Raw genomic sequence first — 12,609 nt, 5'->3', positions numbered from 1 at the left:
TAAATTAATAACATTCAATAACAAATATTAAAAACCGTTACTAGATTACAAAAAAAAAGCTCTGAAATTATTTCAGAGCTTTTAAGCGATTATAATATCTGTTTATTTTTTTATAAACTTAATATTTTCAGATATACTACCGTCTTTTACAGTAATGATGTAGGTTCCTTTCACTAATTCAGAAACTCTCACCTGATTGTTATCAATATTTCCAGCTTTCACTAGTTGTCCAACTGCGTTGTAGATTTCAAATTTAGCTTTACCTGAAACTTTTGTAATATTCAGAACATCATTGGCTGGGTTTGGATAAACTGCAAATGAATCTTTATTCTTCACTTCGTTTGTTGCTAAAACCACTGTTGTAAAAGCTTTTGATGCATAATCAGCTATGTCTGTTTCTCCATGATAAATAGTCTGTCCTGTTGAAGTAGAAAGATCAACATAGCCTCCGTAATCTATTCCGTCACCATATGCATCTGATATTGTAAATACATAACAACCTGCAGGTAATGTCCAGTTTTGTGATATTAATGTAGGGAGTGGAGTGGTAGAAGTTGGATTCTGAACATCTGGATATGGTCCACCTGCCTTAACAATCTGACCTGCACTATTCTTGAGTGTCCACATTGTTTCAGATCCAAAATAATCTAGCTGTAATTTAAAATTAACATTTGTTGCACCTGGAATATATTGTGCAGCTATCGGCTGATTATAAGTACCAGTAACTGTATTGTTCGTACTTCTTTGATCTGACGTTCCATTAACAGAAACAATTGAAGCTGTTACCCCAGAACCTGTAGGAACTGAACTCAGTACAGGTATAGAAATAACACTATATTTATCCTGAGCTAAATTACCTGTCCAGTTATACGTTTGGGTAGCAGATCCATTAACTGAATAATTTATTGTTGCAGATGTAAGATTGGATGTACCTCTGTTATATAAGGAAAAACGAACAACTCCTCCTCCACAACTTTCCAAACTACAACCTCCATCAATCTTAAGTTCCGCATCATTAGGAAACAAAGCAATAGGCTGATCAGCAGTTGAAGATTTAAGCTGCATTCTTCTTGGTGAAACATCCATAACTGTACGAATTCTCGTTTTTTGATCATTTGTAAAGATGTTCATACAAGTATCCGTGGTATAATCCATATAATTTTCAATCATATCATTACCCGGTGAAGACGGGCAGGAGTCAACAGTTACACAATTATAATTTGGACCACTTGCTGCAGGTGTATCAGGACAATAGTCTTTATTACTGTCTGTTGCATTTACTGTACAAGAAGTATTATCTCCCCAAATATGTCTAAGTCCTAAAAAGTGACCAACTTCATGAGTCATTGTTCTACCTTTATCATAAGGAGCAGAAAGCAGGAAATTATTATTTGTATTATAGTCACTGCTACCGAAAGTTGCAAAGTTTGCAACTACTCCATCTGTTGTTGCTAATCCACCGTTTGCAGAAAGACCTCCAAGTCCGGAAGAGCTTGGAAACTGAGCGTAACCTAATAATGAAGCATCAGCAAAGTTAACGCTCCACATATTCATATATTTATTAGGATCCCAAATAGTCTGCGGCTTTACATATCCTTCTATAGCATCTCTTGTCCAGTTGTCCTGGCAAAGGTTTACCCTGTCTATTCCATTAGTTGGGTTTCCATTAGGATCAACCTTAGCTAAAGCGAACTGAATCTGTACATCTGCTCCTACGGCATTTGTGTTATAGCCCGGTGTATTGAATATTTTTCTGTAATCATTATTCATAACCGCGATTTGAGACATTACCTGCTCATCAACGATGTTCGGAAAAGTCCCAAGATTCTGTCCACTGTGAATTACATGGACAACAACAGGAATCGTAATTATATTTCCGTTTTGTGACTTGTTGGTTTTCGCTTTTTCTACTAAAGGAGCCAGCCATGCTTCAAATTGACTTTCCGTCATTCTTCCGGGATATTTTGCCTGAAGATAATTTTCATATTCCACTGTGGAACATCTATCAAAGCCATGTGATTTTGCAAGTTCTTCACTAGATTTTTTTGAAAACTTTGCCTGTTTGCTAATTATTTTACCACTATTTACTTGCTGAGCCTTCAAAGAACTCAACCCAATTAATGGGAGTAAAAGAAAAATTTTTAAAGAAGTAGATCTTTGCATTTAATAATTTTTATAATTTTACAAATATATTGAAATTATTCAAATTACTAGATTTAGTGCATAAAAAACAATTAAATCTTACATTAAAATAATCAAATGAAACTACAAATAATATTATTGGTATTGTTCAGTTTAATCAACTGCAAATGTATTTCTCAAAAAAAAGAGAATAACAAAAACAGAGTAACTTCAAAAAATATAACCAAAATCGAAAAGATAGAATTAAGAGAACAGACGAGAGGAACAAATAGATTAATTACCTTTACAAAAGATGTAGTAACCACATATCTTAACGGAAACACTTCAACATCACAAATTACCACAACGGATTGGGAAAATATTTCCAAACAAGTAAATCTTTTGGATCTTACGAAAATATCCACATATGAATCTTCAACAACCAGAAGGTTTTCAGACGGAGCTTTGGCTTCTTCCATTACTGTTACCGCAAATGGAAATACTTACAATTCAGCAGGATTTGATGCAGGAATCCCCCCAAAAGAATTGGAGGGACTTTATATTCTGTTAAAAGGAAAATCTAAATCTGTTATCAAAATGCCGAAAACCCGCTAAAACTTGTATGACAGATTCCAAGCGAAGCCCATTCCGAATTTAGAAGAGCTTCTTCCGAATCCCGGAACGATCATAGGCTGGATTTCATCTTGTTTTGTGGTGTATACCAAATATCTCGGCTGAAGATTGACATCAATGTAGAAATTAGTTTCAAAAAGCTGTACTCTTCCTCCCAATGTTCCTTCCAGCCAATAGGATGACTGTGTAGAAGAAGGAAAGGATATTGCAGAACTGCTTCCGCCGTAACCACGAACGGGAACCGCCATATATTCCTGTTTATAAAAGGAACCCGCTATTTTTCCACCCGCATAAAATCCATTGAATTCATTTTCAAGATCTTTTGCCAACATATAGAATGCCCCGATTTTTACGAAAGGGCCATTTGCTTTTCCGTCATAACCGTTTTTTTGGTAAATATTAGATTCAAAACCGGCTTCTGCTATGGCATGAAGATTATCTTTCAGCTTTGAAGATACAAATCCCTGATACAGCTTTCTGTCTGAAAAGAAAGAAACTCCCGTATTCAGAACATCAAAACCGATCATGAAATTGGGTTCATATTTCCATTTTTCCTTTGCAGTTTCCTTATCTTTCTTCTCCTGAGCAAAGCCCAAAAGACTGATTGCACTAAAAAAGAAGGAAAAGATTAGTCTTGTCTTCATTCTCTATAAAATTTTGTCCGGCCTGGATTTCCTTTACCGGAGTCGTTGTGTTTGGATCTAATACTGAATTTAAATTTTCGTAGGTAAGCTTTATTCCGCAACCCGGAGAAACATATGCAGATTTCGTAGTGTAGTTTACTCTTACTTTAGATTCCGCACCTTTATTAGTAATTCTGAAATAAATATCTGTATATGCAGAATTGTCTACTCTTAAAGGAATAACTCTTGATGTAATTTCAGCCTGTCCTCCCAGCTGTACTTTTCCGGAGCCATAATCTACAGCTACATACAGAGAATCCAGTGTTTTTTCCTTATCGGTTGCCTGTGTTTTGAAAGAAACTCTCATTCTCGGAGTTCCTTCCCCGCTTTCACAGATATCGTTATCGCCGCCACATGAAAAAAGCAGACTGATAAAAGAAATGGCGATTAAAAATTTAAAATATTTCATCTGAACATTTTGTTTTACTTTACCGGACAAATCCGGCATTTCATCTTAAGATTTGATTCCTTCAAAAGTAATTAAATTATTTCTTAATCAGCAAAGCAATATTTTCTACGTGATGTGTCTGCGGGAACATATCCACCGGTAAAATCTTTACCACATCATATTGTTCTTTCATTAAGGCTAAATCTCTTGCCTGTGTAGCAGAATTACAGCTTACGTAAACCACTTTTTCAGGAGACAGTTTTAAAATCTGCTCAACCACTTTTTGGTGCATTCCGTCTCTTGGAGGATCTGTGATCAGGACATCTGCTTTCGGATGATTCGCCAGAAAGTCGTCATTGAAAATATCTTTCATATCTCCGCAATAGAACGTTGTATTCGTAAGACCGTTCAGTTCTGCATGTTCAATGGCTGCATCTATGGCTTCCTGTACAGATTCTATTCCGATGACGTGCTTTGCATTTCTTGCGACATACTGAGCGATTGTTCCTGTACCTGTATAAAGATCATACACAACTTCATCTCCTTTTAAATCTGCGAATTCAAGCGTTTTTCTGTATAACTCCAAAGCCTGTTTATAGTTGGTCTGAAAGAATGATTTAGGACCGATTTTAAACTTTAAACCATCCATTTCTTCCATTAAATAGCCTTCCCCGAAATACACATTGATATCCAGATCGTAAATAGAATCGTTGGCTTTCGGATTGATTGCATACACTAAAGTTTTGATCTGAGGGAATTTTTCAAGCAGGAAGCTGAAAATTTTTTCTCTGCTCTCTTTTTCTTCTCTGAAAAGTTGGAAAAGAACCATCCATTCGCCTTTTGAGTTTTGTCTCATCATTAAAGTTCTTAAAAAGCCTTCGTGATTGCGAACATCAAAGAAGTCTAAACCTTCATTTACAGCATACTGTTTCACTGCCAATCGAATCGCGTTTGAAGGATCTTCCTGAAGGAAACATTCTTTAAGATCAAGAATTTTACTCCACATCCCCGGAATGTGAAACCCTAAAGCATCTCTGCTGCCGAAATTTTCTTCGGAACTGATCTCATATTGGGTTAGCCAACGGGAATTTGAGAAAGAAAACTCCATTTTATTTCGGTAAAAATACTGCTCTTCCGAACCTAAAATCGGAACGGTCTCAAAATTTTCAATTCCTCCGATTCGTTTAATATTATTGTACACTTCTTCCTGTTTGAAAGCGAGCTGCTTTTCATAGCTCATGTTCTGCCATTTGCAGCCTCCGCAAACTCCGAAGTGAACACATTTCGGTTCTACTCTGTAAGGCGATTTTTCCAGAACTTCCAAAGCTTCACCTTCGTAGTATTTGGACTTTGCTTTTTTCACTCTTACATTCACCACATCTCCCGGAATTGCTCCAGAAACCATTACGGTTTTCCCTTCTTCCGTTCTTCCTATTGCCACTCCTTTAGCTCCTGCATTTAAGAGTTTTATATTTTCAAGAATTAAATTTTTCTTATTCTTTCTGCTCATTGTACAATTTTCTATTTTCCTAATGAAACTTTTACGTTTCAGTCTGCAAAAATACAATAAAAAAAACCTTATCCGAAGATAAGGTTTATATCTGTACTCAATTTAAATTATTTCGTCTGAGCCGGCTGAGGATTTGCCTGTTGCTGAGGAGCCTGTTGTCCTGCTGCCTGCTGCTGAGCGGCTACCACTGCAGGATCCATTCCTAATCCCGGTTGTAACTGAACGTTAGGATTTACCTTTGGAGCGGAAAGACCTGTTTGCTTGTCTAAAACCGTCACCAATTCCGGATCTCCTAAGTTGAAGAACGGCTTGCTTGCAATTTTACCGTCTTTATCTACCACGATAAAGCAAGGTAATTTAAATCCGTAAACTCCGTATTTTTTAGCAATATCAGAATTTAATCCGTTTTCACCGTAAACATTAGTTCCGGTAATTCCTTTCAGTAAAGAGCTGCTTGTTTTCACAAACTGGTCTTTTGTATCATCTACATTTACAAAAACAAAATTCATTTTAGATTTGTAAAAATTCACTACTTCTTTCAATACAGGAATGGTAGCTTCTCCGATGTAAGGGTTCCAAGAAGCATAAAAAGATAACAAATATGGTTTTCCTTTATTTTCAGAAAGATTGTAAGATTTTCCGTCTGCTTTCACCAAAGAAGCTTCAGGAGCCTGTTCTCCAATTTTGAATCCGTTGATGGCAAACTGAATTTTCTTTAGATCTTCTTTAATGGTAGCATCTTTAATATCTTCGTCGATAATTTTTTTGATTTTCTCAACTGTTTTTTCAGGTGAACCCGGATGAATATCCGACTGCGCCATTACGAATGCCAATAAATAGTCTTTAGCCGTCTGTGAAAGATCTTTTTGATTTTTCTTTAAATATTCTGTGAATAATTCTGTAGTGGTAACATCCGTTTTCCCTGCAGTTTTTGCCTGAGCATATTTCTGAAAATCAGGGCTCATTTTGGTTAAAAGATATTCTCTGTATAAAGGATGTTCTTTTACCAATACATCTTTGTTCTCTTCCAGTTTATTAGTGAAATCTGTAAAAGCTTTCGTTACTTTAAATGAAGGATTGCCCATTTGCTTATGTCCCATTTCATACTGGTTAAGAATGGTAAGCAAAGTTGTTGAAAGATCATTTTTCTTCCAGGTAACCACTTCATTATCCGGACTAAACTTCTTAACATTTTCATCGATGTTTTTATTAACATCTGCCTGAACTTTTTCTATTCCTTTAAGGAAGGTTTTTTCATCTTTCGTCATCAGCTCATTCATATTAACTGTCTGAGCATACGTTGCAAGATATTTCTGGGTAGCCATGAAGAAATCGTTGTTGTTCTTCGCATCTCCCGTGATCACATATTCAGTCGGGAAAGTCATTGCATTACCTGAAATTTCAAGTTTCTGACCGCCTTTAAGGTAGATTAAATTTCTTTTTCCTCCGTAAGAAAGCAGATACATTCCGCTTTTCGGAGCATCGAAATTCCCTGTGAAAGTTCCGTCTTTATTTACCCCGATATTCATTAATGGTAAAGTTGCTACTCCCGAAGCTTCTATTAATTCGATTCTCTCCAATGGAGAACCTCCCGTGATTTTTCCTTTTACTTCTACTTTTTTAGAGCAAGACATCGCAAAAACCGCGATGATAAACAATAAAAGATATTTTTTCATTTTGAATTTTATAATTACGCAAAAATAGTTTTTTCATTAAACTAAAAGCAATTAAATATTACTTTTATGAAAGATTTAACTAAAAAAAATCGCCATCCGGTGAGGAGACGATTTTTTATGTTATCTCGATAGATTTTATCCTCTGTCAGCAAAAGCTGTGATAAATTCTCTGTTCATTCGGGCAATGTTTTCAAGAGAAATTCCTTTCGGACATTCTACTTCACAAGCTCCTGTGTTTGAACAGTTTCCGAATCCTTCTTCGTCCATGGCTTTTACCATGTTCAGTACTCTTCTCTTTGCTTCTACTCTACCTTGCGGTAAAAGTGCGTACTGAGAAACTTTAGCTCCTACGAAAAGCATTGCAGATCCGTTTTTACAGGTAGCCACACAAGCTCCGCATCCGATACAGGCAGCAGCATCCATTGCTTTGTCTGCATCTTCTTTAGGAACCAGAATTGCATTGGCGTCCAAAGTATTTCCTGAAGTGTTCACCGAAATGAAACCACCTGCAGCCATTACTCTGTCGAATGCGCTTCTGTCTACCATTAAGTCTTTAATAACAGGGAAAGCCGCACTTCTCCAAGGTTCGATAACGATGGTCTCACCATCTTTAAACATTCTCATGTGAAGCTGACAGGTTGTAATTCCTGTATCCGGACCGTGTGCTCTACCGTTGATGTAAAGGGAACACATTCCGCAGATTCCTTCACGACAGTCGTGATCGAAAGCTACCGGCTCTTTTCCTTCGTTAATTAAACTCTCGTTAAGGATGTCCAACATCTCCAGAAATGAAGAATCTGTAGAAACATCCGATATTTTATAAGTCTCAAACTGACCTTTAGATTTATTATTTTTTTGTCTCCAAATTTTCAGCGTAAGATGTAAGCCTTTTTTTGCACTCATAATTGTATATTTAAAAGATTGGAGATTATTTGTAACTTCTTGTTTTAACTTCGATGTTGTCGTAGATCAGTTCTTCTTTATGCAACACTTCCGCGTTGATATCGCTTCCCTGATATTCCCAAGCTCCTACATATTTGTAATTTTCGTCATCTCTTTCTGCCTCTCCGTCCGGAGTTGAGTGGTCTTCACGGAAATGTCCTCCACAAGATTCGTTTCTGTGTAATGCATCGATAGCCATTAACTGTCCAAGCTCTAAGAAATCGGCAACTCTGAACGCTTTTTCAAGTTCTGTATTCATTCCGTCGTTATCTCCCGGAACTTTTACATCTTTCCAGAAATTGTTTCTTACTTCTTCAATTTCTCTGATGGCTTCTCTTAATCCTTCAGGTGTTCTTCCCATTCCTACTTTATTCCACATAATGTTTCCTAACTGCTTGTGGAAATAATCTACCGAATGCGTTCCTTCATTATTTAAGAAGAAATCAATTTTTTCTTTAATTCCTTTTTCAGCCTCTGTAAAAGCAGAAGAATCTGTAGGAATAGCTCCTGTTCTGATATCTGCTGAAAGATAATCTGCAATGGTGTAAGGAAGTACGAAGTATCCGTCTGCAAGTCCCTGCATCAAAGCAGAAGCTCCCAATCTGTTGGCTCCGTGATCTGAGAAGTTTGCTTCCCCGATAACGAAACATCCCGGAATAGTAGACTGTAAGTTGTAATCTACCCAAACTCCACCCATGGTGTAGTGAACCGCAGGATAAATCTTCATCGGAGTTTTGTAAGGATCGTCTGCTGTAATTTTTTCGTACATTACGAAAAGGTTACCGTATTTCTCCTCAACCCACTTTTTACCCAAATCATAAATCTGCTGATCCGTAGGATTGCTGATGTGTTTCTCAATAGCGGCTTCTCTACCTTTTTTCATGATCTCTGTAGAGAAATCAAGATAAACACCTTCCTGAGTATCGTTATTTTCGATTCCGTATCCGGCATCACATCTTTCTTTAGCAGCTCTTGAAGCAACGTCTCTAGGAACCAGGTTACCGAATGCAGGATATCTTCTTTCCAAATAATAATCTCTGTCTTCTTCTTTAATGTTTTCAGGTCTTAATTTTCCTGCTCTGATCGCTTGTGCATCTTCAATCTTTTTAGGAACCCAGATTCTTCCGGAGTTTCTTAAAGATTCAGACATCAAAGTAAGTTTAGACTGCTGTGTTCCGTGAACCGGAATACACGTCGGGTGAATCTGTACATAACAAGGATTTGCGAAATACGCTCCTTTTTTGTGAATCTTCCATGCTGCAGAAACATTGGAACCCATTGCGTTTGTAGAAAGGAAATATACGTTTCCGTATCCTCCTGAAGCAATAACCACTGCGTGTGCAGAGTGTCTTTCGATTTCACCTGTCACAAGATTTCTTGCGATGATTCCTCTTGCTTTTCCGTCTACGATCACAAGATCCATCATTTCATGACGGTTGTACATTTTAATTCTGCCTTTACCGATCTGACGGCTCATTGCAGAATAAGCACCTAATAATAACTGTTGACCTGTCTGTCCTTTTGCGTAGAAGGTTCTTTTTACCTGAACCCCACCAAATGAACGGTTATCTAACTGACCTCCGTACTCACGTCCGAAAGGAACTCCCTGAGCAACGCACTGGTCGATAATATTTGCGGAAACTTCAGCTAATCTGTAAACGTTTGCCTCTCTTGCTCTGTAGTCTCCCCCTTTAATGGTATCATAGAACAATCTGTACGTAGAGTCACCGTCTCCCTGATAGTTTTTAGCTGCGTTGATACCTCCCTGAGCTGCAATAGAGTGCGCTCTTCTCGGAGAATCCTGATAACAGAATGCTTTTACGTTATATCCCTGCTCAGCTAAAGTAGCTGCCGCAGAACCACCTGCCAAACCTGTACCTACAACAATAATATCAATCTTGTCTCTGTTGTTTGGTGCAACAAGGTTCATATGGTCTTTATGATTTTTCCATTTATCCTTAAGAGGACCCGCTGGAATTTTTGAATCTAATTTACTCATATTAGTATATTGATATTATTGAGTTACAAAGTGAAAAATTGCGATAATGATAAAACCTGCAGGAATAAGGATAGAATACCATTTTCCGAAAGCCTTAATTACCGGCGTATATTTTGGATGTCTTGCCCCGATTGACTGGAATGAAGACTGGAAACCGTGAGCCAGGTGCAACCCTAACAAAACGAAAGAAATTACATACAAAGCCACTCTCCAGATATCTGCGAACTTCTCGTGAAGTTCCGGCCAGAAACGTTCAGAATCCGGAGTAATTTGCTCAACATACTTGTAGTTGATCTCATGCCACCAGAAATCATAGAAGTGAAGCGCCAGGAAAGCCAACACTACAGATCCGGAAATAATCATATTTCTGGACATCCATGAAGAATTTGCAGAAGCATTGTTTGCTGCATACTTCACAGGACGTGCTTTGTTATTCTTAATTTCAAGAACAAATCCCATGATGAAATGGAAAAAGACTGCAAAACCAAGAATAGGCTGCATTAAGAACTGCACAAAAGGATTATAGCCCATGAAATCTGATGCGGTATTGAATGCATCACGGTTTAGGACTGATAACAAATTGGTCGTCAAATGCAGTATAAGAAAAATCAGCAAAAACAGAGCTGATAATGCCATAGCATATTTTCTACCTATCGTAGAACTCGTTAAACCTGCCATATAAGTTTAAATTTGATTTTCCACAAAATTAAGAAATGTTAACAACATCAAAAAGTGAGAAATCTCAGAAAAACCCAGTTTGTAATCTTTCTAAATAAGAGTTAAAATATTATAAATAAAGGAAAAACAGAAAACATAATGATTAATTAAAACTATAAATTTTGCCATTATAAACTACTCTTGTTACATCTTTCGGGAAGGTTTTGATCTGATAATTACTTATCCTTCTTGAAGAACAATATGGATTAATTATAAACTGAATCATTTTTCTATGATCTGAATTTTCCTCAATCCAGAAACAGGCATTGTTTCCTTTTTTTACAGACAAAACTTGGGTTTTAGAAAAATCATGAAACAGAATTTCGTCACGCTGATTTTCATAGAAATTACAACCTGTTCTTAAAGCGTAAAAAATAAAAACTGTCATCATTACTATTGTAACATTTTTCAATTTCGGTTTCAGAATAAAAAATCTCAGAAAATAAATGATCAGAAATAATGCAAAAACCTCGATTAGATTCATGGGAATATTTTCGATGAATAAATGACTGAAATCTGCAAACCAATGAATGATTGTAAGTAAAATCTTAATAATAAAATCATACGCAACATTCATCAAATGAAAATCAAGATGAAAAGCAATTAAAGTGGTCATTAAAAATGAAAAAATAATAATTGCTTCAGAAAACGGAACAATAAAAAAGTTCGCAGCAATTGAAATAAACGAAAACTGATGAAAATAGTACAGAACCAAAGGTAGCGTTGCCAATTGGGCAGAAACAGAAATCGAAATTGTATTAAAGATCAGTTTTTTAAACCGGTTATCCTGTATCGGAAAATAATTTAAAACCGGTTGATTCAGCCAGTAAATTCCGAGAACCGCACAAAAGCTCAACTGAAAACCGATATCAAAAAGCTGTTGAGTATCAAATATTAAAATGATAAAAGCAGAAAGGGAAAGTGAATGCAGCAGATCGGTTTTCCTTTGCAGCAAATTGTAAATAAAATAAATACTCAGCATTAAACCTGAACGTACGACAGAACTTCCAAATCCGATAAAAATTATAAACAACCAGATAAAAATCAAGCTTGAAATAACCACATATTTTCTAAAACTTAAAGGTAAAATTTTAATCAGTAAAAAATAGAACAATCCGAAGATGACGACAATATGTGTTCCCGAAATCGCAAGAAAATGTACCAGTCCGGAACGGTTAAAATCCTGAACCGTCTGCGCATCCATTTCCGTTCGGTCAGCAAGAATAATTCCTTTTAAAAATTCTTTCGACTTTGAAGACATTCCGGCCTCGTCTATTCTTTGTAAAACTTCCAGTCTTTTCTGGGAAAACTTCTCTGTAAAGCTTAGATCTTTCCTTTCTGCTTCCTTAATTTCATTATTGATATAACACTGGTATTCAATATTTTTCCTTAAGAGATATTTCGAATAATCAAACTGAAAATCATATTGTGGCGGCTTCGGCTTTGAAATGTAAGCCTGAGCTTGATAATAATGTTTAAAATCAAGTTCCTTTTCGCTTTTCGGGATGTAAACAACAGCATTGAAAGTTTGGTTTCTGGCTTGTATCACACCTTCATACTTCCGATTTTTCTCACTGGAATTCAGTTTTTTAGCTATTTTAAAAATAATCGTTTCATTTTTAGAAACCGAAATATTTTCGGAGGCAAAAGAACTGAAAAAATGCAGGATAATTCCGACCCCGAAAAACATAAAGCCGAGTAAATAAGGTTTCGCTTTATGGAGATAGTAATTTTTAAGAAAAGTAATGGCTAAAATGAAAGCACAAATGATGATAATGATGTAAACAAAATTTTCATCCAGAGAAAAAAAATCCTGAACAAAAATCCCCAAAATAAATGAGATGGCAAGAATTAAAATCGGCTGTTTATTCAATTTCAAAATTTGTGCATCTCAAAAATATTTAATTGAATATCAATCGGCAAATCAAAATTTTAAAATC

Annotated in this window: 10 protein-coding genes; 1 reads left to right on the top strand and 9 read right to left on the bottom strand. The window is 36.3% G+C overall.

What is annotated here, in order from left to right; genetic code table 11:
• Window positions 1–102 precede the first annotated feature (102 nt).
• A complete protein-coding gene (locus tag B0E34_RS11590; RefSeq protein ID WP_165762977.1) occupies window positions 103–2,103 on the bottom strand; it encodes a M43 family zinc metalloprotease in 2,001 nt (666 codons plus the stop codon).
• A gap of 156 nt (window positions 2,104–2,259) precedes the next feature.
• On the opposite strand from B0E34_RS11590, the gene B0E34_RS11585 reads away from it, so the two are divergent.
• The gene (locus B0E34_RS11585) at window positions 2,260–2,736 is read left to right on the top strand and encodes a hypothetical protein (RefSeq protein WP_123956612.1); all 477 of its coding nucleotides are present in this window, start codon (window positions 2,260–2,262) and stop codon (window positions 2,734–2,736) included.
• Here the strand turns inward: B0E34_RS11585 and B0E34_RS11580 are convergent.
• The 8 genes from B0E34_RS11580 to B0E34_RS11545 form a co-directional block, all read right to left on the bottom strand.
• Window positions 2,733–3,398 carry a DUF6048 family protein gene (locus tag B0E34_RS11580; protein ID WP_087709609.1) on the bottom strand — a complete coding sequence of 222 codons (666 nt, stop codon included), beginning with the start codon at window positions 3,396–3,398 and terminating at the stop codon, window positions 2,733–2,735. The genes B0E34_RS11585 and B0E34_RS11580 overlap by 4 nt on opposite strands.
• On the bottom strand, window positions 3,364–3,885 hold the full coding sequence (locus B0E34_RS11575; protein WP_228423067.1) for a DUF6452 family protein: 522 nt from the start codon (window positions 3,883–3,885) through the stop codon (window positions 3,364–3,366). Before B0E34_RS11575 ends, B0E34_RS11580 begins: the two co-directional genes overlap by 35 nt.
• 37 nt (window positions 3,886–3,922) lie before the next feature.
• On the bottom strand, window positions 3,923–5,335 hold the full coding sequence (gene rlmD / locus B0E34_RS11570) for a 23S rRNA (uracil(1939)-C(5))-methyltransferase RlmD (RefSeq protein WP_087709607.1): 1,413 nt from the start codon (window positions 5,333–5,335) through the stop codon (window positions 3,923–3,925).
• Window positions 5,336–5,442: 107 nt separating this feature from the next.
• Window positions 5,443–7,011, bottom strand: coding sequence for a TlpA family protein disulfide reductase (locus tag B0E34_RS11565; protein ID WP_087709605.1), 1,569 nt, complete (start codon window positions 7,009–7,011; stop codon window positions 5,443–5,445).
• 135 nt (window positions 7,012–7,146) lie between these two features.
• The gene (locus tag B0E34_RS11560; protein ID WP_087709603.1) at window positions 7,147–7,914 is read right to left on the bottom strand and encodes a succinate dehydrogenase/fumarate reductase iron-sulfur subunit; all 768 of its coding nucleotides are present in this window, start codon (window positions 7,912–7,914) and stop codon (window positions 7,147–7,149) included.
• A 25-nt stretch (window positions 7,915–7,939) separates the two neighbouring features.
• A complete protein-coding gene (locus tag B0E34_RS11555; RefSeq protein ID WP_087709601.1) occupies window positions 7,940–9,952 on the bottom strand; it encodes a fumarate reductase/succinate dehydrogenase flavoprotein subunit in 2,013 nt (670 codons plus the stop codon).
• A 15-nt stretch (window positions 9,953–9,967) separates the two neighbouring features.
• A complete protein-coding gene (locus tag B0E34_RS11550) occupies window positions 9,968–10,630 on the bottom strand; it encodes a succinate dehydrogenase cytochrome b subunit (protein WP_087709600.1) in 663 nt (220 codons plus the stop codon).
• Window positions 10,631–10,772: 142 nt separating this feature from the next.
• A complete protein-coding gene (locus B0E34_RS11545; protein ID WP_228423066.1) occupies window positions 10,773–12,548 on the bottom strand; it encodes a ComEC/Rec2 family competence protein in 1,776 nt (591 codons plus the stop codon).
• Between the last annotated feature and the right edge of the window lie 61 nt (window positions 12,549–12,609).

This window comes from Chryseobacterium mucoviscidosis (assembly GCF_002177115.1).
Lineage (GTDB): Bacteria > Bacteroidota > Bacteroidia > Flavobacteriales > Weeksellaceae > Chryseobacterium > Chryseobacterium mucoviscidosis.
This window is presented reverse-complemented; position numbering and strand designations above follow the sequence as displayed.